Origin of the sequence: Pseudomonas sp. S5D5 (assembly GCF_003013355.1) — a bacterium.
Taxonomy (GTDB): domain Bacteria; phylum Pseudomonadota; class Gammaproteobacteria; order Pseudomonadales; family Pseudomonadaceae; genus Aquipseudomonas; species Aquipseudomonas aylmerensis.
Genome location: NZ_PTEO01000001.1, coordinates 6,555,489 through 6,577,878, shown reverse-complemented (window position 1 = coordinate 6,577,878; position 22,390 = coordinate 6,555,489). Strand labels below are relative to the sequence as shown.

At 62.7% G+C, this 22,390-nt stretch carries 18 protein-coding genes and 1 pseudogene; 6 read left to right on the top strand and 13 right to left on the bottom strand.

What is annotated here, in order from left to right:
* Window positions 1-15 precede the first annotated feature (15 nt).
* The 4 genes from C9990_RS30055 to C9990_RS30040 form a co-directional block, all read right to left on the bottom strand.
* Window positions 16-495: a glycine zipper domain-containing protein gene (locus C9990_RS30055; RefSeq protein ID WP_065899612.1), complete on the bottom strand. Its 480-nt coding sequence runs from the start codon at window positions 493-495 to the stop codon at window positions 16-18.
* Between the two features lie 481 nt (window positions 496-976).
* Window positions 977-3,325: an FdhF/YdeP family oxidoreductase gene (locus C9990_RS30050; protein ID WP_065899613.1), complete on the bottom strand. Its 2,349-nt coding sequence runs from the start codon at window positions 3,323-3,325 to the stop codon at window positions 977-979.
* Window positions 3,322-4,161, bottom strand: coding sequence for a formate dehydrogenase accessory sulfurtransferase FdhD (gene fdhD / locus C9990_RS30045; protein ID WP_065899614.1), 840 nt, complete (start codon window positions 4,159-4,161; stop codon window positions 3,322-3,324). The genes C9990_RS30050 and fdhD overlap by 4 nt, the downstream gene beginning before the upstream one ends.
* Window positions 4,162-4,258: 97 nt before the next feature.
* On the bottom strand, window positions 4,259-5,146 hold the full coding sequence (locus C9990_RS30040) for a LysR family transcriptional regulator (protein ID WP_065899615.1): 888 nt from the start codon (window positions 5,144-5,146) through the stop codon (window positions 4,259-4,261).
* Between the two features lie 132 nt (window positions 5,147-5,278).
* Between C9990_RS30040 and lysM the strand changes: the two genes are divergently transcribed.
* On the top strand, window positions 5,279-5,719 hold the full coding sequence (gene lysM / locus C9990_RS30035; protein ID WP_106805436.1) for a peptidoglycan-binding protein LysM: 441 nt from the start codon (window positions 5,279-5,281) through the stop codon (window positions 5,717-5,719).
* A 108-nt stretch (window positions 5,720-5,827) separates the two neighbouring features.
* On the opposite strand, the gene yrfG is transcribed toward lysM, so the two are convergent.
* Window positions 5,828-6,490 (bottom strand): GMP/IMP nucleotidase, encoded by a 663-nt coding sequence (yrfG, locus tag C9990_RS30030; RefSeq protein ID WP_106805435.1) that lies wholly within the window; start codon window positions 6,488-6,490, stop codon window positions 5,828-5,830.
* A gap of 87 nt (window positions 6,491-6,577) precedes the next feature.
* Between yrfG and nudE the strand changes: the two genes are divergently transcribed.
* Window positions 6,578-7,144, top strand: coding sequence for an ADP compounds hydrolase NudE (gene nudE / locus C9990_RS30025; RefSeq protein ID WP_065899618.1), 567 nt, complete (start codon window positions 6,578-6,580; stop codon window positions 7,142-7,144).
* On the top strand, window positions 7,141-7,977 hold the full coding sequence (gene cysQ / locus C9990_RS30020) for a 3'(2'),5'-bisphosphate nucleotidase CysQ (protein ID WP_065899619.1): 837 nt from the start codon (window positions 7,141-7,143) through the stop codon (window positions 7,975-7,977). The genes nudE and cysQ overlap by 4 nt, the downstream gene beginning before the upstream one ends.
* 357 nt (window positions 7,978-8,334) lie before the next feature.
* On the opposite strand, the gene C9990_RS30010 is transcribed toward cysQ, so the two are convergent.
* The 7 genes from C9990_RS30010 to rfbB are packed head-to-tail and all read right to left on the bottom strand — an operon-like array spanning window position 8,335 to window position 15,406.
* Window positions 8,335-8,790 carry a YiiD C-terminal domain-containing protein gene (locus tag C9990_RS30010; protein WP_106805433.1) on the bottom strand — a complete coding sequence of 152 codons (456 nt, stop codon included), beginning with the start codon at window positions 8,788-8,790 and terminating at the stop codon, window positions 8,335-8,337.
* 26 nt (window positions 8,791-8,816) lie between these two features.
* Complete coding sequence (locus C9990_RS30005) at window positions 8,817-10,202, bottom strand: sigma-54 dependent transcriptional regulator (protein WP_065899621.1); 1,386 nt, start codon at window positions 10,200-10,202, stop codon at window positions 8,817-8,819.
* The gene (locus C9990_RS30000) at window positions 10,199-12,007 is read right to left on the bottom strand and encodes an ATP-binding protein (RefSeq protein ID WP_106805432.1); all 1,809 of its coding nucleotides are present in this window, start codon (window positions 12,005-12,007) and stop codon (window positions 10,199-10,201) included. Before C9990_RS30000 ends, C9990_RS30005 begins: the two co-directional genes overlap by 4 nt.
* A gap of 36 nt (window positions 12,008-12,043) precedes the next feature.
* Window positions 12,044-12,913: a dTDP-4-dehydrorhamnose reductase gene (gene rfbD / locus C9990_RS29995; protein WP_106805431.1), complete on the bottom strand. Its 870-nt coding sequence runs from the start codon at window positions 12,911-12,913 to the stop codon at window positions 12,044-12,046.
* Entirely contained in the window at window positions 12,910-13,455 is a 546-nt protein-coding gene (rfbC, locus tag C9990_RS29990; protein WP_065899624.1) for a dTDP-4-dehydrorhamnose 3,5-epimerase, read from the bottom strand. Before rfbC ends, rfbD begins: the two co-directional genes overlap by 4 nt.
* Entirely contained in the window at window positions 13,452-14,327 is an 876-nt protein-coding gene (gene rfbA / locus C9990_RS29985; protein WP_065899625.1) for a glucose-1-phosphate thymidylyltransferase RfbA, read from the bottom strand. The genes rfbC and rfbA overlap by 4 nt, the downstream gene beginning before the upstream one ends.
* On the bottom strand, window positions 14,324-15,406 hold the full coding sequence (rfbB, locus tag C9990_RS29980; RefSeq protein WP_106805430.1) for a dTDP-glucose 4,6-dehydratase: 1,083 nt from the start codon (window positions 15,404-15,406) through the stop codon (window positions 14,324-14,326). Before rfbB ends, rfbA begins: the two co-directional genes overlap by 4 nt.
* 148 nt (window positions 15,407-15,554) lie before the next feature.
* Between rfbB and C9990_RS29975 the strand changes: the two genes are divergently transcribed.
* The 3 genes from C9990_RS29975 to C9990_RS29965 all read left to right on the top strand — a co-directional run bounded on the left by C9990_RS29975 (window position 15,555) and on the right by C9990_RS29965 (window position 20,145).
* Window positions 15,555-18,464, top strand: a complete 2,910-nt coding sequence (locus tag C9990_RS29975; RefSeq protein WP_106805429.1) for an aminotransferase — start codon at window positions 15,555-15,557, stop codon at window positions 18,462-18,464.
* A gap of 121 nt (window positions 18,465-18,585) precedes the next feature.
* The gene (gene aguA, locus C9990_RS29970; protein ID WP_065899628.1) at window positions 18,586-19,692 is read left to right on the top strand and encodes an agmatine deiminase; all 1,107 of its coding nucleotides are present in this window, start codon (window positions 18,586-18,588) and stop codon (window positions 19,690-19,692) included.
* Window positions 19,693-19,926: 234 nt separating this feature from the next.
* A complete protein-coding gene (locus C9990_RS29965) occupies window positions 19,927-20,145 on the top strand; it encodes a hypothetical protein (RefSeq protein WP_065899629.1) in 219 nt (72 codons plus the stop codon).
* Between the two features lie 92 nt (window positions 20,146-20,237).
* Here the strand turns inward: C9990_RS29965 and C9990_RS29960 are convergent.
* Window positions 20,238-22,326 (bottom strand): annotated as a pseudogene (locus C9990_RS29960) (TonB-dependent receptor).
* Window positions 22,327-22,390 lie beyond the last annotated feature (64 nt).

The window sequence follows — 22,390 nt, the reverse complement described above, 5'->3', positions numbered from 1 at the left end:
CTTCAGGTCGCTGAATTACCGATGACGGTAGTGATGCTTGTTCTTGCGATGCCCGTACGCATGGCCACGGCCGCGATGGTCATCACGGTCATAACGACGGTTATCACGCCCACGGGAGCGACGATCGTCATCATCGCTCTTGTTGCCCATGTAGTTACCCAGTGCGCCACCTGCGCCACCGCCGGCGGCTGCGCCGATCAGGCTGCCGGTGTTGCCGCCCATGCTGCGGCCCACGACGTTACCGCCGGCTGCGCCCAGGGCGCCGCCAATGGCGGCTTCGCCACGGCTGCGTTTGTCGGCACCGACCGCACTGCCGCCCGCGCCGCCGAGTGCTGCGCCGATGGCCGAACCGGTGTTACCGCCGATCTGCTGGCCTACAACTGAACCGAGTACCCCGCCCAATGCGCCGCCCACACCGGCTTCGGTGGTGCCACCGGCCATGGCTGCGCCACTGACCAGGCCAAGGGACAACAAGAGAATCGAGGAGAACTTCATAGAGAGACCTCAAGAGGATGACGGCGCGATCCTGAGGTTGTATCAAGGCACTGACAATCGAAAACCGACCAGTGGTATGGGTTGTATACAATTTGCTAAGTTGCTGTTTTGTATGGGGAACTTAAGTAATTTTTGCGAGTCTCTAGTTACTTCGGAACGGCCGCTTTTATGCAAAAGCGGCCTTTTTTTTGCCCGCGATTTGAGCTTTAGAGTGCTTTGTAATGGGGTGGGCGGGCTTGTCCCGTGTTGGGTTGTGAAGCGGTCCCGAAACCAGGTGATTGGGGGCTGACTGGAACTGTGCGCTGCTGTTATTGGGGCTGCTGCGCAGCCCAACGCGGGGCAAGCCCGCTCGCCACAATAACAAGCTCGCTCGCCACAGTGACGAGCCTGCTAGAGATAGCAACAGGTCAGCTGGACACAGCAACAAGCCGGCAGGACACAGCATGGTGTCCTGTCACAGCACGTGGGCTTGCGCCGTGTGTCAGGCTGAGCGGGCCATGATCAAGCCACTGTCGCTCGCCGCTTCCAGGCAAATCGCCACGAATTTCGAGGTTGGCGTGTGGCTGCCATCGCCGGTGCTTTCCAGCGGCACCAGTGGGTTCACTTCTGGATAGTAGGCCGCTGCCTGCCCGGCGGGGATATCGAACGCCAGCAGGGTGAAGCCTTTCACGCGGCGCTCGCGGCCGTCTTCCCACAGCGACACGATGTCGGCCTTCTGCCCCGGCTTGAAGCCCAGGCGGATGATGTCGGCTTCGTTGACGAACAACACGTCACGCTGGCCCTTCACCCCGCGATAGCGGTCGTCCAGGCCATAAATGGTGGTGTTGTACTGATCGTGGGAGCGCATCGACTGCATGATCAGGTCCGGCACGCGGCCTGTGGCGTGGGTGCGTTCGTGGATCAGGTCTTTGGGCAGGATATTCGGGCGGAAGTTGGCGCGGCCCGACGGCGTGTTCCAGCGGCGTGCACCGGCGGAGTTGCCCAGGTAGAAACCACCCGGGTGTTTCAGGCGTTCGTTGAAATCCTTGAAGCCCGGGATGGTGTCGGCGATCAGGTCGCGAATACGGCTGTAGTCCGCCACCAGCCAATTCCAGTCTACCGGTTTGCTGCCCAGCGTCGCGGCGGCGATACCGGCGAGGATGGCCGGTTCCGACTTCATCAGCTTCGACAGCGGCTGCAACTGGCCGTTGGAGTCGTGGACCATGCTGAACGAGTCTTCCACCGTCACCGCCTGAGGGCCTTCGGCCTGGATGTCGATGTCGGTGCGGCCCAGGCACGGCAGGATCAGTGCGTCTTTACCGTGGGTCAGGTGGCTGCGGTTGAGCTTGGTGCTGATCTGCACGGTCAGGTCGCAATTGCGCAGGGCCTCGAAGGTGCGCGGGCTGTCCGGCGTGGCTTGGGCGAAGTTACCGCCCAGGCCGATAAACACCTTGGAGCGACCCTCGAGCATCGCGTGAATCGCTTCCACCACGTTGTGGCCGTTGGTGCGTGGCACCTGGAACTGGAAGCGGCGCTCCAGGGAATCGAGGAATGCCACCGGTGGGCGTTCGTTGATGCCCATGGTGCGGTCGCCCTGCACGTTGCTGTGCCCACGTACCGGGCACAGGCCGGCGCCAGGGCGGCCAATGTTGCCGCGCAGCAGCATCAGGTTGGCGATTTCCTGGATGGTCGGGACTGAGTGGCGATGTTGGGTGATGCCCATCGCCCAGCACATGATCACGTTCTTGCCCTTGGCGTACATGCGCGCTGCTTGTTCGATCTCGACCAGCGTCAGGCCGGACTGCGCGACGATTTCATCCCAGGAGGTGTCGTCGATCTGGCCGAGGTAGTCGAGCACGTTGGCCGTGTGTTCGTTGAGGAAGTCGTGGTCGAACACCGCTTCCTTGCCTTCGGCCTGGGCCTGGCGTTCCCACAGCAGCAGGAACTTGGCCATGCCGCGCAGGATGGCCATGTCGCCCCCCAGCGCCGGGCGGAAGTAGGCGGTGTTGGTCGGCTTGTCACCGTTGGTGAGCATTTCCAGCGGGTGTTGCGGGTGCTGGAAGCGTTCCAGGCCGCGCTCTTTGAGTGGGTTGATACACACCACCTGGGCGCCGCGCTTAACCGCTTCGCGCAGCGGTTCAAGCATGCGCGGGTGGTTGGTGCCGGGGTTCTGGCCCCAGACGAAAATCGCATCGGCGTGTTCGAAGTCGTCAAAGGTCACGGTGCCTTTGCCGACGCCCACACTTTGCGCCAGGGCCACGCCGCTGGCCTCATGGCACATGTTGGAGCAATCCGGGAAGTTGTTGGTGCCGTAGGCGCGCACGAACAGCTGGTACAAATACGCCGCTTCGTTGCTGGCGCGGCCCGAGGTGTAGAACTCGGCCATGTCCGGGCTGGGCAGCGCATTGAGATGCTTGCCGATCAGGTCGAATGCCGCCTCCCAACTGATGGGCTTGTAGCGGTCGGTCTCGGCGTCATAGCTCACCGGCTCGGTCAGGCGGCCTTGATATTCCAGCCAGTAGTCGCTCTGCTCCAGCAGCGCAGTCACACTGTGCTTGGCGAAGAATGCAGCGTCGACGCGGCGCTTGGTGGCTTCCCAGTTCACCGCCTTGGCGCCGTTTTCGCAGAACTTGACCATGCCGCTTTCCGGCGAGTCGCCCCAGGCGCAGCCCGGGCAGTCGAAGCCGCCGTTCTGGTTGGTCTTGAGCATCATGCGGATGTTTTTCAGCGCGTTGTCGCTGGTCAGCCACGCCTGCGCCACGCTGATCAATGCACCCCAGCCGCCAGCCGGGCCTTTGTAAGGCTTGTAGCGCGGGGTCGGGGTTTGGTCGGCTTGGTGATGATTGCTCATGGCTGGTACTCCATCGCAGGGCTATAGACCCGCGGCGCGCTTTTCTGCGGCAGGTGGATGAGATTGAGGTTGTGCCGGCGCGCCCATTGCAGGGCGAGGCCGGTGGGCGATGACAAGCTGACGAGGGTCTGGATGCCCGCGCGCAGGACTTTCTGGATCAGTTCGAGACTGCAACGGCTGGTGACAATCGCCAGTCCACCGTCAGTCGGAATCTTTTGGCGGATCAGTGCGCCGATCAACTTGTCGAGGGCGTTATGCCGGCCGATGTCCTCGCGGCCCATCAGCAGTTCGCCCTGGTTGTTCATGAACACTGCCGCGTGCACGGCGCCGCTGTATTGGCCCAGCGGCTGGAACGCACTGATGCGTTGGCGCAGGCCGTCGAGCCATTCGGCAGGCGGCAAGGGCGCGCCTGGCAGCACTTGCAGGTCTGGCAGTGCCTGTTCTACCGCTTCTACGCCGCACAGGCCGCAGCCGCTGGTGCCGGCCAATTGGCGGCGCTGCTGCTTGAGGTTCCAGAAGGCGCGGCTGGAGATTTGCACCTGGGCGTATTGGGCTGAACCCGAACCGCTGAGTTTTAGGTCATAAATGTCGCTAACGTCGGCGATAATTCCGCTGCCGATACTGAATCCGACAATAAAGTCTTCCAGATCCGTCGGCGTGACCAGCATGACCGCCTGGCTGATGTCGTTATAGGCAATCGCCAACGCCACTTCTTCCGCCAGCGCTGTGCGGGCGACTTCAGTGTGTTCGAGGTTGCAAAACTGATAGCTCTGGCTGGCGGCGGGCGCGGGTGTTTCAGGAGCGGGCGCCGCGCAGACTGGGCGCTTGGCGTTCATGGGGCTGTACCACCGACGGATTGATCAGTGTTTAGACTAGGCGCGACAAAGCGTCGCGTCTAATTGCCAGTACTGATCTACCGATAGATGACGTCGATCAAGGCGTTGTTTGCGATTTCTGATAGAGCGCGAAACACGCTTCCGCCAGCGCTGAGCGTGGCGCGCTGCGGCGCATGATCAGCCCCAGGCGTGCCAGGGTGTGGGCGTCTTCGATCGGTTGCAGGCGTAGATGCTCGGTGAGTGCGTCCAGGCCGCCATCCAGTGGCATTACGGCGCAACACAGGCCGCCGTGTACAGCTTGTAACAATTGATGGACGGCGTCGGTCTGCAGCAGCGGCTGCGGGTTCAGGTTTCGGCTGTGGAAGTTGTGGTCGATGGACTGACGAAAATGCATGCCACTGGTGAGCATGCCCAGGGGCAGCTCGGTCAGGGCCTCCCAGCTCAACGGCGTGTCGCCGAAGCTGAAATAGCGCTGGTCGTAGAGCAGGCCCATGCGGGTTTCACCGAGGGCAAAGGAGTCGAAGCGCTCGGTGTCGAGGCGCTCCAGGTACGACACGCCAAGGTCCAGTCGATTGCTCGCCAGCTGTTCGAGGATCTGTTCGGAACTGAGCGCCGAGAGTTCGAAGCGCAGGCTCGGGTGCTCCTTGTGCAGTTGTTGCATCAAGGCCAGGGGATCGAAGCTCGACAGCGGCACCACACCCAGGCGCAACGTACCGACGAGGTTGCCGCGACAGGCCGCGGCTTCTGCCTGCAAGCCGTCGTAGGCCGCCAGCACCGTACGTGCCCATGCCAGCACGCGTTCGCCAGGTGCGGTAAAGCCCTCGAAGCGCTGGCCGCGGTTGACCAGTGGCAAATCCAGCTCTTCTTCCAGGCTGCGCAGGCGCATCGACAAGGTCGGCTGCGTGATGTGGCAGCGCGCGGCCGCCTGGCCGAAGTGACGGGTCTCGTCGAGGGCGATGAGGAATTTGAGTTGCTTGATGTCCATCTTCGCTCCAGGGCTTATTCCAATGGCGGGGGGATTCTAGCGCGTTTGGGTCTGTGGCCGGGCCGGAACCCAAATCCGTCGGACTGGTCTAGTCTTGAGCATCTGGACATCAACTACCAAGGAGAGCGCACCATGAGTCTTTTTAGCTTTGTTAAGGAGGCCGGCGAGAAGCTGGTCAAGCTGCTGACACCAGGCAATGCCAACGCTGGTGAAGATTTGAAAAAGCATATCGAGGATGTCGGGTTGGGTAACCCTAACGTTCACGCTACCGTCGAGGGTGACAAGGTCACGATTTCCGGCGAGGTAGCGACGCAGGAGGAGAAAGAAAAAATTATCCTGGCAGCGGGCAATATCGCCGGTGTTGCCAGCGTCGAGGACCAGATTACAGTTCCCGGTCCTGCCGTGGCGGCAGCCCGTTTCGTCGTGGTGAAAAAGGGCGACACCCTCAGCGCGATTTCCTTGGCGGTGTATGGCAACGCCAACCAGTACAACAAGATTTTCGAGGCCAACAAGCCGCTGTTGTCGCATCCGGACAAAATCTACCCAGGGCAGACACTGCGTATTCCTGAGTAATACACAACGTAAAAATGTGGGAGGGGGCTTGCCCCCGATAGCGGAGTGTCAGTCGATATCAAGGTGACTGATCCACTGCTATCGGGGGTAAGCCCCCTCCCACATGGTTCAGAGTCCGACAATGAGGTCGCGGTAATCCCCGACTGCTGCAAATTCAGCCGTGTCCTTCGGCCCCTTCTGGCTATCCGGCTCCTTCACTGCCAGCAAATGCCCCACGCCAAACGCACGGGCGCTGCGCAGGATCGGCAAGGTGTCGTCGATAAACAGGCTGCGCGCCGGGTCGAAGGCAATGTCGGCTTGCAGGGCGTCCCAGAACTGCGGGTTTTCCTTGGCGAAGCCGTAGTCGTGGGAGCTGATCAATCGCTCGAAATACGGCGCCAGTTCAATGCGTTCCAGCTTCAACGACAGCGAGTCACGATGAGCATTGGTGATCAGGATCACCCGCTTGCCGGCCTGTTTGATCGCCGCCAGGAACGTGTCGGCATCCGGACGCAGGGCGATCAGGTGGGCGGTTTCCAGCTTGAGCTCGCGCACCGGGATATTCAGCTCGGTGCTCCAGAAATCCAGGCAATACCATTGCAACTGTCCGGCGTTACGCTCGAACAGCGGCTGCAATTCCATCTCGGCCATGGCCCGGCTCACCCCCTGCAGCTCGGCGTAACGCTGGGGCAGGTGTTCCATCCAGAAGTGGTTGTCGAAATGCAGGTCGAGCAGCGTGCCGTCCATGTCCAGCAGGACGGTGTCGATGGCGTGCCAGGGCAGAGAGGGCATGGAGTGGTCTCATGTAAGTAAAGATATCCGACACAGACAATCGGAAAAGCCACGGTATAGTAACCCGATCACGCCAAGGAGCCGCTTATGCGCCAGAAACCCACCGTCCTCGCCCGCGAAATAGTCGCCAGTAGCCGTTTGTTCCGCGTGGAGGAAGTGCAATTGCGCTTTTCCAATGGCGTGGAACGGACCTACGAGCGCCTGGTAGGCCGCGGCGCCGGTTACGGCGCGGTGATGATCGTGGCGATGATCGACGACGAGCATGCGTTGCTGGTGGAAGAGTACTGCGGCGGCACGGACGAGTATGAATTGTCGTTGCCCAAGGGCTTGATCGAGCCCGGTGAGGATGTGCTGGCGGCGGCGGACCGCGAGCTCAAGGAAGAAGCTGGCTACGGTGCGCGTCAGCTGGAGCATCTGACCGAGCTGTCGCTGTCGCCTGGCTATATGAGCCAGAAGATCCAGGTGGTGCTGGCCACTGATCTCTACGAAGAACGCCTGGAGGGCGATGAGCCCGAACCAATGCGCGTGGACAGGGTCAACCTGCACGAGCTGTCGCAACTGGCGCAGAACGAGCAATTCAGCGAAGGCCGCGCCCTGGCCGCGCTGTATCTGGTACGAGATTTGTTGATTCAGCGTGGAGCGTTTATCGCATGAGCGAACTGTTTTTAGGCCACCCGTTTATCGCCCCGGTGATTGAGCTGGCTCGCCAGGCGGGTGAAGTGATCCTGCCGTATTGGCGCGCGGATGTGGCGGTGACGTCCAAGGCCGATGATTCGCCAGTGACGGCGGCAGACTTGGCCGCCCATCACCTGATCCTCGCCGGCCTCACGGCCTTGGACCCGAGTATCCCGGTGCTGTCCGAAGAGGATGCCGATATTGACCAGAGCGTGCGCGCTGGTTGGCAGCGCTGGTGGCTGGTGGATCCGTTGGATGGCACCAAGGAGTTTATCGCCGGCAGCGAGGAATTTACCGTCAACGTGGCGTTGATCGAACAGGGCCGCGTGGTGTTTGGCGTAGTGTCCATGCCCACCAGTGGCCGTTGCTACTTTGGTGGCGCGGGCCTCGGTGCGTGGCGCTCGGATGTCAACGAAGCCCCCAAGCAGATCCAGGTACGCGAGTCGCCGGCCGTGGGCGAGTCCTTCACCGTCGTGGCCAGCCGTCGGCATACCAGCCCCGAGCAGGAGCGTTTGCTGGACGGCTTGAGCGAAGGCTTGGGCGCCTTGAAGCTGGCCAATATCGGCAGCTCGTTGAAGTTCTGCCTGTTGGCCGAGGGCAGCGCCGATTGCTATCCGCGCCTGGCGCCAACGTCGCAGTGGGATACCGCAGCCGCCCAGGGCGTGCTCGAAGGGGCGGGCGGTGAGGTACTGGAGTTGAGCGGCGAGCCGTTCAGCTACCCGGCGCGGGCCTCATTGTTGAACCCATTCTTCCTGGCATTGCCAGCCAAGGCCGCCTGGCGGGACCGCCTGCTCACCCTGGCGCGTTCCTGAGTCGGTCGGGGATTTAATGCGGGAGCTGGCTCCCACATTCGAACTACGCCACCTTGGAGGCGATTGCGGTGGGTCAGCCAGCTTAGCCGGTTCTGATCCGCCGCCTTCGCGGGCAAGCCCGCTCCCACATTTTTGATCGGTGTGAAGCTTCGCGTTTGGCGGCGCGGTTGGAATTGCCGGGGTGTACCGCAAGATCGGACGACGCATCCCCCAATGTGGGAGCGGGCTTGCCCGCGAAGGCGGTATGCCAGTCACCGAACATGTTGGCTGATCCACCGCTTTCGCGAGCAAGCCCGCTCCCACATGGGAACTGCGTCGGGCGCGGGTTCAGGCTAGGCCGCTTCCACGCTGGTGCTTTTAGCGGTGCAGGACGTATTGGCCAGTAAACGCCACCGCGCGCGCCTCACTGCCCTCATTCACAATCCATGTCTCCAGGGTCAAACGCGCTCGGCCATAACGCTTATAGGTGGCGACAAAGCGCTTCCACACCTTTTCTTCCGGCGCTGCGCACATCACCGTCGCATCCTGCGTCACCGGCAGTGGATAGCTGATCTGCCCTTCCTGGATCACGATATGCCCGTCTTCAATGCCTTCCTCGCGCAGCTGCAGGTGCAGCCAACCCCAACCCGCCAACACCGCGCCGCAATACAGGCTGCCGCCGAACATGGTGCTCTTGTGGTTGATATTGGCCTGCAAGGGCAGGTGCAGCTGCAATTGGCCGTGTTGCCAGTCGAGCACCTTGAGGCCCATTTCCCGGGTGAGGGGAATGTCGTGGTGAAGGATGGATTCCAGGTAACGGCTGTCGCGGCTCATGGGTGCCTCTTGATGGGTGGGCGGGGTCATTCGTCGTCGGTACTGTGGTTGCCGCTGTCGGCGAAGTTCAGGCCGTGTTTACGCAGCTTGTCGTGCAGGGTCTTGCGCGGCACACCCAGGGCTTCGGCGAGGCTGCGCAGGGAGCTGTGGGGGCGTGTGAGTTCGGCTGCGATCAGGCTCTTCTCGAACTGTTCGACTTGCTCGCTCAAGCCTCCAGGAGTGGAGGTCAGTACACCGGCCGCCGGATTGTCCGGCGTGTTGTCCAGTGCCAGCTCCAGGCCCAGGGCAAAGCGCTCGGCAGCGTTCTGCAGTTCGCGGACATTGCCCGGCCAGCTGTGGCGCAGCAGCAGCGCGCGTTGGCCCGGTTGCAGCTCGTGCAGCGGCAGGCCGTGGCGGCTGCTGGCTTCGTCGGCAAAGTGCTGGAACAGCATCAGCGCATCTTCACCGCGCTCGCGCAGCGGCGGGATGCGCAACGGCGCGACGTTGAGGCGGTAGTACAAGTCGGCCCGGAAGCGGCCCTGGTCGGCGGACTGGCGCAGGTCTTCCTTGGTGGCGGCGATGATGCGGATATCCAGTGGAATCAGCTGATTGCCGCCCAGGCGCTCGACCACACGCTCCTGCAACAGGCGCAGCAGCTTGACCTGTACATCCAGGCTCATGCTTTCGATTTCGTCGAGGAACAGCGTGCCGCCGTTGGCGAATTCGAACTTGCCGATACGCCGCTTCTGCGCGCCGGTAAAGGCGCCCGGTTCATGGCCGAACAGCTCGCTTTCGACCACCGACTCAGCCAGGGCGCCGGCGTTGATCGCCACAAACGGCCCGCTGCGTCGGCTCGACAAGTCATGCAAGGCGCGCGCGACCACTTCCTTGCCGGCGCCGGTTTCACCGAGGATCAGCACATCGGCCTTGGTCGCCGCCAATGCGCCGATCTGCTCGCGCAGCCGCAGCATTTGCGGTGAGTGGCCGACCAGCCGCGTGCTCAATTGCTGGCGGTCACTCAAGGCCAGGCGCAAGCTGCGGTTGTCCAGCACCAGCCGGCGCAGGGCCAGGGCGCGGCGCACGCTGTCGAGCAGGGCGTCGCTGGCGAAGGGTTTTTCCAGGAAGTCATAGGCGCCGGCGCGCATGGCCTGCACCGCCAGCGGCACGTCGCCGTGGCCGGTGATCAGCAGTACCGGCAGCTCCGCGTCCTGGCCGTGCAGTTCGGCCAGCAGCTCCAGGCCATCCATGCCGGGCATGCGGATGTCGCTGACCACGACGCCCGGCCAATCGCGGGACAGGCGTGCGGTAAGGCCGGTGGCTTCGCCCAGCGTCAGGACTTTCAGCCCGGCCAGGTCCAGGGTCTGGCACAGGGCCTGACGCAAGTGTGGATCGTCGTCGATCAACACCACCTGAATCTGGTTATCGATACTCATACACTGCGGTCCTCGGACGGTTGCAGACTGACGCCCGGCGAGCCGGCACGCAATTTCAAGGTTAACAGCGCGCCGCCTTCCTTGTGGTTGGCGAACAGCAGCTCGCCGCCAAAGGCACGCATCAGGGTGTCACAGATTGCCAGCCCCAGCCCCAGGCCTTGAGTGCGCGTCTTGGTGGTGTAGAACGGCTCGCTGGCGCGGCCCAGGGCTTCCATGCAAAAGCCCGGGCCGTTGTCGCGAATGTACAGGTTGACGCCCTGTTCGGTGGTTTGGGCACTCAGCCAGAGCTTGCGCGGCGGGCCTTTTTCGGTGAGGGCGTCGAGGGCATTGGCCAGCAGGTTGCCCAGTACCTGGCGCAAGCGGGTTTCGCCGGCCTGCACCCACAGGGTCGCTTCCGGCAAATCGCGGATCAACTCGACTTCCATCGACCGCCGCCGCTTGGCCAGCAAGGCCAGCGCGTCGTCCAGCGCCGGCTGCAGCGCCACGCTTTCCGGCGCATGGCGGTCGCGGCGGGCAAAGGCGCGCAGGTGCGCGATGATCGAGGCCATGCGCCCGGTCAGTTCGCTGATCAGCTTGAGGTTGCCCCGCGCATCACTGGTGCGCTCGTGGTCGAGCAGGATCTCGGCGTTTTCCGCGTAGCTGCGGATCGCCGCTAGGGGCTGATTGAGTTCGTGGCTGATGCTCGCCGACATGGTGCCCAAAGCCGACAGTTTGCCGGCCTGCACCAGGTCATCCTGGGCGCGCACCAGTTCCTGCTGGGCGTGCTCGCGTTCGAGCACTTCCTGCTTCAAGCGGCGGTTGAGGCCTTCGAGGTCGCTGGTCCGCTCGACCACGCGCATTTCCAGCTCACGACGCGCCTTGGCTTCGAAGGCGATGCGGTCCAGATAGTGGCGGCGGCGCTGCATCATCAGGCCGAGCAACAGCATCAACACCAGCAGTGTGGCGCCCCCCACCGCAACCACTGTGCGCACCGGGCGGTTGATCAGCGAGCGCGGCGCCAGGATCTCCACGTTCCAGCCGGTCTCGGCGATGGCTGTGGATTGGCGCAGCCACGCCGTGGAGCTCAGTGCCAATGGCTGCGGGTCGCGAGTCGGGTAGGGCTGGATGGCGATGATGGCCTGGCGTTCTTCGGCGGTCAGTGGCCGAGTGGCACGGAAGCGCCATTGCGGGCGCGAGGTCAGGATCACCACGCCATTGTGATCGGTGACCAGCAGTTGTTCCGGGGTATTGCCCCACAGGCTCTCGGTGTGGTCCAGGTCGACCTTGACCACCAGCACGCCGATGATGGTGGCGCCATCGCGCACGGCGGCGGCGAAAAAGTAACCGCGTTTGGCCGAGGTGGTGCCCAGGCCGAAGAAGCGCCCCAGGCGCCCGGCCATGGCTTCGCTGAAGTAGGGGCGGAAGGAGAAATTGCGGCCGACGAAACTGTCTTGTTTGTCCCAGTTGGACGCGGCGAGGGTCTTGCCGGTGGTGTCCATCAGGTACATCACTTCCACCCCGGCCTGGGCCGCGACGTCCTTGAGCAGCAGGTTGGCGTTGACCAGGTTGGTGCTCACCTGCGGCGCATCCAGGGCCGTGCGCAGGGCCGGCAAGTCACCGAGAATCTGCGGCAGCACTTCATAGCGATGCAGCGTGCCGAGCAGGTTGGCCACGTACAGGTCGAGGGTCTGGCGGTTCTGCCCGGCCAGTTCACTGCGGTAATAGCGCTCGGCCAAGTGCTCCAGCGGCCACAGCAGCGGCGCCAGGCACAACGCCAACAGGGCGAGGCTGCGCCAGCGGGGTCTTCGCGGAAGGGGTGGGTTCATGGGAGTCGTGCGCCTGTGGGTACAGGCGCATTATGCCTAGTGCTGCCTTGCAAGACACTCGCGCAATGCGTCTTGCCACTGCGGCTGGCTGACCTGCCATTGTTGCTGCAGGCGACTGCAATCCAGGCGTGAGTTCAGCGGGCGCTTGGCGGGCGTCGGGTAGGCGCTGGAGGGAATCGCCTCCAGCTCGGCACAGGCTGTGCCGCCGGCGCGCAGCTGCTCGGCGATCGCCGCGGCGAAGTCGAACCAAGAGGTCTCGCCTTGGGCGGTCAGGTGGTAGATCCCCCATTCACCGGCCTTGCCGGCCTGCCAACGGTCGATCAAGGCACGGGTGCTGTTGGCAATCGTGCCGGCCCAGGTCGGCGCACCGATCTGGTCGGCGACGATACGCAGGTGCGGTTTTTCTTGCAGCAGGCGTTGCATGGTCAGCAGGAAGTTCTTGCCGTGGTTGGAGTAGACCCAACTGGTGCGCAGGATCAGGTACTCACCCCCCACGGCGGCAATCGCCTGCTCACCCGCCAGCTTGCTTTGGCCGTAGACGCCCAGGGGGTTCGGTGTGTCGGCTTCGGTGTAGGGCGTGGGTTTGTTGCCGTCAAACACGTAGTCGGTGGAGTAGTGGATCAACGGGATGCCCAGGGCCCCGGCTTCCTCGGCGAGGACGCCGGGGGCAATCGCGTTGATGGCGAAGGCGACGTCTGCTTCGCTTTCGGCTAGATCGACCGCAGTGTGGGCCGCGGCATTGATGATCAGGTCGGGGCGCTGGGCACGGACCTGCTGGCGGATCTGGTCGACGTCAGCCAGGTCGAGCTGATCGCGGCCCAGCACGATGAGTTCGCCCAAATCCTGCAGCCGCTGTTGCAGCGCCAGGGAGACTTGGCCGTGTTGGCCGGTGATGAGGATTTTCATGGGAACAGGTCGGCTTCCATCAGTCGTTTGCCTGCCTGGTCCTTGGCAGACAGTTGCGGCGGTGCAGTGAGTTCCCAGTCGATGGCCAGCGCCGGGTCATTCCACAGGATGCTGCGCTCGGCGCTCGGCTGGTAATAGTCGGTGGTCTTGTACAGAAATTCGGCGTAATCGCTGAGTACCACAAACCCATGGGCGAAGCCTTCCGGTATCCACAGCTGGCGATTGTTCTGCGCCGACAACCGAACCCCCACCCACTGGCCGAAGTTCGGCGAGCTGCGGCGAATGTCGACGGCCACGTCCAATACTTCACCGGCGGTCACGCGCACCAGCTTGCCCTGGGTGTGTTCGAGTTGATAGTGCAGGCCGCGCAGCACGCCTTTTTGTGAGCGTGAATGGTTGTCCTGGACAAAGTTGCGCTGCAGCCCGGTGGCGTGTTCGAAAGCCCGGGCGTTGAAGCTTTCGTAGAAAAAACCACGCTCATCACCGAACACTTTGGGTTCGATGATCAGCACGCCTGGCAATGAGGTTTCAATGACGTTCACTGGTTGTCTCCGGCCAGTGAGTAGAGGTATTGGCCGTAGCCGGTCTTGCCGAAGTATTTGGCGCGTTCGAGCAGGTGGTCGCGATCAATCCAGCCGTTGCCGTAGGCAATCTCTTCGAGACAGGCGACTTTCAGGCCCTGGCGGCGCTCGATGGTCTGCACGTACTGCGAGGCGTCGAGCAGGCTGTCGTGGGTGCCCGTGTCGAGCCAGGCGAAGCCTCGGCCGAAACGTTCCACTTGCAAGTCACCCCGGTGCAGGTAGGCGTTGTTGACGTCGGTGATCTCCAATTCGCCGCGAGCCGAGGGCTTCACCGCCTTGGCGATATTGACCACATCGTTATCGTAGAAATACAGGCCGGTCACCGCGTAACTGGATTTCGGTACCGCCGGCTTTTCTTCGATGGACAGGGCACGGCCTTCGCTGTCGAAGTCGATCACGCCAAAGCGCTCCGGGTCTTTGACCCAATAGCCGAACACCGTGGCGCCCTTGCCGCGTTTGACGGCCGCGTGCAGCTGCTCGCTGAAGCGCTGACCATGGAAAATGTTGTCACCCAGGATCAAGCACACCGGGTCGCTGCCTATGAACTGCTCGCCAATCAGGAAGGCTTGCGCCAGGCCATCCGGGGTCGGCTGTTCGGCGTAGCTGAATGTCACGCCGAACTGGCTGCCGTCACCCAGCAGATTGCGGTACTGCGGCAGGTCCGCCGGGGTGGAAATCACCAGGATTTCCTTGATCCCTGCGAGCATCAGGACCGAGATCGGGTAATAGATCATCGGCTTGTCATACACCGGTAGCAATTGCTTGGACACACCCAGGGTGATGGGGTGCAGGCGCGTGCCGGAGCCGCCGGCCAATACGATTCCTTTCATCATGCGATCAGATCCCTCATGTCGGTGTTGCCCAATCGTTGACCCTGATAACTGCCGTCCTGGACCCTGCGGCACCATTCCAGATTATCCAGGTACCACTGCACGGTTTTGCGTAGACCGGTTTCAAAGGTTTCCAAAGGCACCCAGCCCAATTCGCGTTCGATCTTGCTGGCATCAATGGCGTAGCGTTGATCGTGCCCTGGGCGGTCCTTTACGAATGTGATCAGGTCGGCGTATTGCTCGACGCCGTCCGGGTGCTGCGGCGCCAGCTCTTCCAACAGGGCGCAGATGCTGCGAACCACGCTGATGTTCTGCTGCTCGTTGTGCCCGCCGATGTTGTAGGTCTCGCCGACGGCGCCTTCGGTGACCACCTTGAGCAGCGCCCGCGCGTGGTCTTCGACGAACAGCCAGTCGCGCACCTGCAAACCATCACCATAGACCGGCAATGGCTTGCCCGCGAGCGCGTTGAGGATCACCAGCGGGATCAACTTCTCGGGGAAATGGAACGGGCCGTAATTGTTCGAGCAGTTGGTCAGCAGTACCGGCAGGCCGTAGGTGCGCTGCCAGGCTCGCACCAGGTGGTCGGATGCTGCTTTACTGGCGGAGTAAGGCGAACTCGGCGCATAGGGGGTGGTTTCGGTGAACAGGTCGTCCACGCCATGCAGGTCGCCGTACACTTCGTCAGTGGAAATGTGGTGGAAGCGAAACGCGTTTTTGTCTGCGGCCTCGAGTGTTTGCCAGTAGCCCCGGGCGGCCTCCAGCAGGCTGTAGGTGCCGACGATGTTGGTCTGGATAAAGTCCGATGGACCGTCAATCGAACGGTCGACATGCGACTCGGCGGCCAAGTGCATGATCGCCTGGGGCTCGAAGCGCGCCAACACGGCGCTGACGGTGGCCTGGTCGATGATGTCGGCCTGGACGAACTCATAGCGGCTGTTGGAGGCGATACTGGTCAGCGACTCCAGGTTGCCGGCGTAGGTGAGTTTGTCCAGGTTGAGCACTTCGTGCTCGGTGTGCTGAATCAGGTGACGTACCAAAGCAGAACCGATAAAACCGGCGCCACCGGTAATGAGAATGCGCATGTCGGGGGCCCTTTTCCTTAGACGGACGATTAGCGAATGGAGCATAGCCTGTGTTGTGGCGCTGGACAGGGCGGTATATGTCCGGGGGTTGCGTAAGCCCCCTGAACAATGGCGATATACACCCCTGAAAAAAAACCGAGGCCACCCCATGTTGCTCGCCACGTTGATTCATCGCGCCAGTCTACCCTGCCCGCAAGTAGGCCCCGATCAGGCGGCGCAGTTGCTTGAGCAACATTACGGCCTCGCGGGCACATTGCAGTCACTGGGCAGCCAACAGGACCTCAACTACAAGGTCGACAGCCCGCGCGGGCGCTTTGTTCTGAAAATCTGCCGGGGCGACTACGCCGCTGTGGAATTGCACGCCCAGCACGCGGCCTTCAACAGCTTGCAGGCGCAAGCCGGCCTGCGTGTACCCAAGGTCATCCCGGCCTTGAGCGGCGACGAACTGCTGAGCGTCAACCTCGACGGGCAAACCCTGCATGTGCGTCTGCTGGATTATATCGACGGACAGCCGTTGACCCACCTGCCTCACCTGGGGCGTGAGGTGATCGCGGGCTTCGGCGACCTGTGCGGCCGTATGAGCCTGGCCCTCGCGTCTTTTGCCCACCCGGGCCTGGAACGCACCCTGCAATGGGACCCGCGCCATGCACGGGAACTGATCACCCACCTGCTGGCCAGCCTGGAAAACCTGCCGCATCGCGCGGCCCTGGAGCAGGTGGCCGAGCAGGTCGAGCAACGCATCCGGCCCTTGGTCGAGCGCTTGCCGTGGCAAGCGGTGCACATGGATATCACCGACGACAACGTGGTCTGGCAACGCGATGCCCAGCGTCGTTGGCAAGTCCAGGGCGTGATCGATTTCGGCGACCTGGTGCACACCTGGCGCATCGCCGACCTGTCCGTGACCTGCGCCGCCCTGTTGCACCATGCCGAGGGCGACCCGTTTGCGATCTTGCCGGCGATCCAGGCTTGCCATGCCGTGACACCGCTGCAGCTCGAAGAATTGCAGGTGCTGTGGCCGTTGATCGTCGCCCGCGCGGCCGTGCTGGTACTCAGCAGCGAGCAGCAGCAACGCCTGGATCCGGATAACAGTTACCTGTTGAAAAACGCCGAGCACGAGTGGGAAATCTTCCATGTAGCGACATCGGTGCCGTTTGAGTTGATGGAAGCGGCGATTCTCAGCAGCGTCGGGCAGGCGCCTGCCGCGCTGGTCAGCCAAGGCTTCGCACCGTTGTTGCCAGGGCTGGTGGGGCGCGAATTTGCGCTGATCGACCTGGGCGTGCTCAGCGCGCATTTCGAGGCGGGCAACTGGGAACATGCCGGCGCCGATCAGCGTTTGCTGCAGGACGCGGCCGCCGTGCATGGCCTGGCAGCCAGTCGTTATGGGCAGTACCGTTTGTCACGGACTCAGCCCGACAGTGCCCATGAGCCGCAGACGTTCCCATTGCACGTCGAGCTGCACGTGCCCCAGGGTACCTCCGTCGAAGCGCCGTTTGCGGGCACTGTGCACCTGGGCGCCAACGGCGAACTGCGTGTGCACAGCGGCGAAGCCAACGTGCGGTTGTGGGGTGTCAAGGCGTCGCTGCGGCCGGGCGCTGCGGTGCTCAAGGGCCAGGTTATCGGCGAAGTCGAAGGCCCGCTCACCGTGCAACTGTGCCGTACCGAGCTGCCGGCGCCGTTGTTCTGCACGCCCTCGCGCGCGCAGGCGTGGCAGGTGCTGTGCCCCTCGCCGGCCGCGCTGCTGGGGCTGGCTTGCGATGCCGAGCCCGAGCTGGACCCCGAGGCCCTGCTGGCGCGCCGCGATGCCAGCTTCGCCCGCTCGCAGAAACACTATTACGCCGATCCGCCGCGTATCGAGCGCGGCTGGCGCAACCACCTGATCGACATGCAGGGTCGCTCCTACCTGGACATGCTCAACAACGTGGCGGTGCTCGGCCACGGCCATCCGCGCATGGCCGAGGTGGCGGCGCGCCAGTGGTCGCTGCTCAACACCAACTCGCGCTTCCATTACGCGGCAATTGCCGAGTTTTCCGAGCGCTTGCTGGCGCTGGCGCCGGCGGGCATGGACCGGGTCTTCCTGGTCAACAGCGGCACCGAAGCCAACGACCTGGCGATCCGCCTGGCCTGGGCCTTTAGCGGCGGGCGCGACATGCTCAGCGTGCTGGAGGCGTACCACGGCTGGTCGGTGGCAGCGGATGCGGTCTCGACTTCGATTGCCGACAACCCCCAGGCCTTGAGCAGTCGCCCGGAGTGGGTGCACCCGGTGACCGCGCCCAATACCTATCGCGGCGAGTTCCGCGGGCAGGACAGCGCGCCGGACTATGTACGAAGCGTGGAACACAACCTGGCGAAAATCGCCGCGAGCAAACGTCAATTGGCGGGTTTCATCTGCGAGCCGGTGTACGGCAATGCCGGTGGCATCTCGCTGCCGCCTGGTTATCTGCAGCAGGTGTATGCATTGGTGCGCGCTCAGGGCGGCGTGTGCATCGCCGATGAAGTGCAGGTCGGTTATGGCCGCATGGGCCACTTTTTCTGGGGCTTTGAAGAGCAGGGCGTGGTGCCGGACATCATCACCATGGCCAAAGGCATGGGCAATGGCCAGCCGCTGGGGGCGGTGATCACCCGCCGCGAAATCGCCGAGGCGCTGGAGGCTGAGGGCTATTTCTTCTCATCCTCCGGTGGCAGCCCGGTCAGTTGCCGCATCGGCATGGCAGTGCTGGATGTGATGGAGGAAGAAAAGCTGTGGGAAAACGCCCAAGTGGTCGGCGGGCATTTCAAGGCGCGTTTGGAAGCATTGATCGACCGCCACCCGTTGGTCGGCGCCGTTCACGGCTCGGGTTTTTACCTGGGCCTGGAGCTGGTGCGCGACCGCCACACCCTGGAACCCGCCACCGAAGAAACCGCGCTGCTCTGCGAGCGCCTGCGCGAGCTGGGGATTTTCATGCAGCCTACCGGTGATTACTTGAACATCCTCAAGATCAAGCCGCCGATGGTCACCTCCCGCCGCAGCGTGGATTTCTTCGTCGATATGCTGTCGAAGGTGCTGGATGAGCTTGTGTAGATAGTCGATTGTTATCGGCTATTTATTGTCATATTTATCCACTATGATCGCAGATCGCTTTTAAAGCCGATTTTTATCCGTTATAAAGTAGGCCTTCACCCCATTCGGAGTCCTGAACGCCATGACCACCCTGCACAGCACACCCCGCGCCGATGGCTTCTACATGCCCGCCGAATGGGCGCCACAGACCCAGACCTGGATGATCTGGCCAGAACGCCCGGACAACTGGCGCTTGGGCGGCAAGCCAGCGCAGGCGGCGCACGTCGCGGTGGCCAAGGCCATTGCGCGCTTTGAACCGGTGACCGTGGCGGTGTCCGCCGGCCAGTACGAAAACGCCCGCGCCCGCCTGGATGTGCCGAATATCCGCGTGGTGGAAATGTCCAGTGACGATGCCTGGGTACGTGACACCGGCCCGACCTTCGTGATCAACAACAGCGGCGAAGTGCGCGGCGTGAACTGGGACTTCAACGCTTGGGGCGGTTTTGACGGCGGCCTGTATTCGCCGTGGAACCGCGACTCGCAGGTGGGCGGCAAGATCCTCGAAATCGAGCGCGCGCCGCGCTACCGCACCGAAGGCTTTGTGCTCGAAGGCGGCTCGATCCACGTCGACGGCGAAGGCACCTTGATCACCACCGAGGAGTGCCTGCTCAACCGCAATCGCAACCCGCACCTGGACCGTGGCGAGATCGAAGCGGTGCTGAGCGCCAACCTGGCTGTGGATAAGATTATCTGGTTGCCGGACGGCCTGTTCAACGACGAAACCGATGGGCATGTGGATAACTTCTGCTGCTACGTGCGCCCGGGTGAAGTGCTGCTGGCCTGGACCGACGACCCGCAAGACCCGAACTACGCGCGCTGCCATGCCGCCCTCGACGTCCTGCAAAGCAGCACTGATGCTAAGGGGCGCGCGTTCACAGTGCACAAAATGCCGATCCCGGGGCCGCTGTACGCCACCGAGGAAGAATGCGCCGGCGTGGACCCGGTGGACGGTACCCAGGAGCGCAACCCGAGCGTGCGGCTGGCGGGTTCCTACGTGAACTTCCTGATCGTCAACGGCGGCATTATCGCGCCGAGCTTCGACGATCCGCTGGACAGCCAGGCCAAGGCGATCCTGCAGCAACTGTTCCCACAGCACGAAGTGGTGATGGTGCCGGGCCGTGAACTGTTACTGGGCGGCGGCAATATCCATTGCCTGACCCAACAACAGCCAGCCCCGCACAAAAACTGAGTGCAGTTGTAACAGCATTCGAGCGATGAGCGGGCGCTAGCCGGTTTCAGCGTTTTGAGCAAGCCCGCGGCCCAGCAAGGTCGCGGGCTTTTTTGTGTCCGTATGCCTATAAACACGGGACATTGGCATAGCTCTTGTATCGGTGTTGTCACAGTGGCCCAGGGTGATGACTGCGCAGTTCTGTCATAAACCTTGAGTAAGTTAGCCGCTCACGCAGTAGGAGAGAGCGCTGAAATGAATGCCGATATCAACCTGATGTACACGCGCACCTTCCACCCTTTGCGGGTCAACGGTGACGCGATCCATGCGCTGGCGCTCTGGTTGAAGGAAAACGGTTCGCGACAGATCCGGCAGCAGCCTGACTTGCGCAGCGTGATGAGTGAACGCTACCCCGCAGGGTTGTTCAGTGAGGAAGAAGTGCACGCGCTGTGTGAATTGATCGCACCCTTGTAGGAACCGGCTCGCCGGCGGCGACGGCCTTGGGCCTGCGCTGATCTCGCCGACGCTATCGTCGGCAAGCCGGCTCCTACAGGTGGAGGGGGAATTTAGAAGCTGTAGGTGCCTGTGACCACCAGGCTGCGTGGCTCGCCTGGTTGGATCTGCGCCACGCTGGTCGCCGAGGCGTAGTAGGTTTTATCGGCGATGTTATTCAGCGCCGCGCGCAGGTCCCATTCCTTTTGACGGAACCCGGCCAATGCGTCCCAGCGACCATAACCTGGCATGACCACGGTGTTGAGGCTGTCGGCATAACGGTCGCCCACCAGGGTCAGCCCGGTTTCCGCGTACCAACCCATTTCCGGTTTCCAGGTGAGGAACAGGCTGGCATTGCGCTTGGCGACATCGCTGACGCGCTTGCCTTCAAAGCCGTTGTTGTCCTTCACGACCGTAGCGTCCTGCAAGCCGATGCCGCCGCGCACCGACCAATTGCCGACAATCTTGCCAGTGGCGGTCAGCTCCACGCCACGCGAGCGCTGCAGGCCGCTGAGCAAGGTGATGGTGCGGTCCAGCGGGTCGCTGGTGCGGCGGTTGTAGAGTTCCAGTTCGTACACGGCGAGGGTGGTGCTGAGGCGGTCGTCGAGCCAGTCGCTCTTGACCCCGATTTCCTTCTGCTTGGTCAGTTCGGGGCTCAGGTCGTTGACACTGCCGGTGGCGTTCGGGGTGATGCCGATCACGCCGCCGCCCGCCGGGGAAAAGGTTTTGCTCCACGAGGCGTAGAACGAGTGATGTTCCAGCGGCGTCCAGACCACACCGAAGCGCGGGCTGGTGCTGTGGCTTTCGACCGCCTGCCGGGTGTTGAGCAGCTTGTTCTTGGTGTCCACTTCAAATCGGTCGTAGCGCAGGCCAGCGAGCAATTGCCACTGATCATTCAGGCGCAGTTGGTCCTGTACGTATACGGCGCGGCTGTCGACTTCAGTGTGATTGTTGCGCGACACGCTCATTCGCCCGGTGTGGCTCAGGTGGCGATTCGGCTGGTTGAGGTCCAGGCTCGGCACGGCCTGCCCGCCACGGCTGACGGCTGTCGCGGTGTACAGCTTGGGATCGCGACGCTGGCTGCCCAGCTCAAGGCCGCTGAGCAGGCGATGCTCCAGGCCAAAGGTGCTGAAGCCACCTTCGAGCTCAAGGTTGTTGAAGATATTCAGGGTGGTCAGGTCCTGCTGCCAGCGCTGGCGTGTGACGCTGTTAGTCGCAGGCGCGTAGGCGGTCTGGTAAGTGTTGTCGAAATCGCTGTCGAGCTTGAACACGCCCAACGTCTGGCGCAGTTGCCAATTGTCATTGAGTTCGTAGGCCAGCTTGGAGCGCAGCGACTGGGTCTTGTCGTCGATGTAATCGCGGCTGTCAAAGTAGGTGGTGCCACGGCTCACATCCGCCGGGCGGCCGTTGACGCCGGGGATGCCACGGTCCGGCGTGCGGTTGTAGCGGCTGTATTCGTATTGCACCAGCCAGTTCAGGTCCGGGGTCAGTTGCCAGCTCATGGACGGTGCGAACAACTGGCGATTGCCGCTGACGCCATCGCGAAAGCTGTTGTTGTCCTGGTTGCCCATGTTCAGGCGCAGGCTGAGGGTGTCGCTGGGGTCGGCGCTGAGATCGGCATACAGGCTGCGCAAATCATTGCTGCCGCCCTGGGCCTCGATGCTCGAGGCGTGGCCGGCGATGGGCAGTTTGCTCACGCGGTTGACGATCCCTCCCTGACCGCCTCGCCCGTTAAAGTACGGCTGCTGGCCCCTTGAGCACTTCGATGCGCTCGATGTTATGCAGGTCGCGCACATATTGGCTGTCGTCGCGAATGCCATCCAGATAGAAATCATTGCTCGCGTCGAAGCCACGGATGCGCAAACTGTCGAAACGTGTGTCGGCGCCGCTGCTCACGTTGGGAATACCGCTCAACGCCTGGCCGAGGTCATTGATGCCGTAGGCGCGCAGGGTTTCGGTCTTTACCGAGTCAATCGCCTGGGGCACATAACGCACCGCAGTGGCGGTGCGGGTGGCGGTGGTGGTTTCCCTGACGCGGGGATCGTCTTCGTCGGCGTCGGCGCTGATCGAGGTTTCGGGCAGGGTGGTCGCCGCACTGGCAAAACCGGCAGACAGCAGAACAGAGAGCCCAAGGGTGAGGGGCATCAGGCGTGGGGCTGGCATGGGGAAATGTATCCGAATTGTTAGGGAGGAAATTGCGCGTTAATGGTAATGCTTTGCATTTACG

Excerpts from the sequence above, each read along its gene's own strand:
- C9990_RS30055 (WP_065899612.1), bottom strand. The coding sequence starts at position 495 with ATGAAGTTCTCCTCGATTCTCTTGTTGTCCCTTGGCCTGGTCAGTGGC.
- C9990_RS30050 (WP_065899613.1), bottom strand. The coding sequence starts at position 3,325 with ATGAGCAATCATCACCAAGCCGACCAAACCCCGACCCCGCGCTACAAG.
- fdhD (WP_065899614.1), bottom strand. The coding sequence starts at position 4,161 with ATGAACGCCAAGCGCCCAGTCTGCGCGGCGCCCGCTCCTGAAACACCC.
- C9990_RS30040 (WP_065899615.1), bottom strand. The coding sequence starts at position 5,146 with ATGGACATCAAGCAACTCAAATTCCTCATCGCCCTCGACGAGACCCGT.
- lysM (WP_106805436.1), top strand. The coding sequence starts at position 5,279 with ATGAGTCTTTTTAGCTTTGTTAAGGAGGCCGGCGAGAAGCTGGTCAAG.
- yrfG (WP_106805435.1), bottom strand. The coding sequence starts at position 6,490 with ATGCCCTCTCTGCCCTGGCACGCCATCGACACCGTCCTGCTGGACATG.
- nudE (WP_065899618.1), top strand. The coding sequence starts at position 6,578 with ATGCGCCAGAAACCCACCGTCCTCGCCCGCGAAATAGTCGCCAGTAGC.
- cysQ (WP_065899619.1), top strand. The coding sequence starts at position 7,141 with ATGAGCGAACTGTTTTTAGGCCACCCGTTTATCGCCCCGGTGATTGAG.
- C9990_RS30010 (WP_106805433.1), bottom strand. The coding sequence starts at position 8,790 with ATGAGCCGCGACAGCCGTTACCTGGAATCCATCCTTCACCACGACATT.
- C9990_RS30005 (WP_065899621.1), bottom strand. The coding sequence starts at position 10,202 with ATGAGTATCGATAACCAGATTCAGGTGGTGTTGATCGACGACGATCCA.
- C9990_RS30000 (WP_106805432.1), bottom strand. The coding sequence starts at position 12,007 with ATGAACCCACCCCTTCCGCGAAGACCCCGCTGGCGCAGCCTCGCCCTG.
- rfbD (WP_106805431.1), bottom strand. The coding sequence starts at position 12,913 with ATGAAAATCCTCATCACCGGCCAACACGGCCAAGTCTCCCTGGCGCTG.
- rfbA (WP_065899625.1), bottom strand. The coding sequence starts at position 14,327 with ATGATGAAAGGAATCGTATTGGCCGGCGGCTCCGGCACGCGCCTGCAC.
- rfbB (WP_106805430.1), bottom strand. The coding sequence starts at position 15,406 with ATGCGCATTCTCATTACCGGTGGCGCCGGTTTTATCGGTTCTGCTTTG.
- C9990_RS29975 (WP_106805429.1), top strand. The coding sequence starts at position 15,555 with ATGTTGCTCGCCACGTTGATTCATCGCGCCAGTCTACCCTGCCCGCAA.
- aguA (WP_065899628.1), top strand. The coding sequence starts at position 18,586 with ATGACCACCCTGCACAGCACACCCCGCGCCGATGGCTTCTACATGCCC.
- C9990_RS29965 (WP_065899629.1), top strand. The coding sequence starts at position 19,927 with ATGAATGCCGATATCAACCTGATGTACACGCGCACCTTCCACCCTTTG.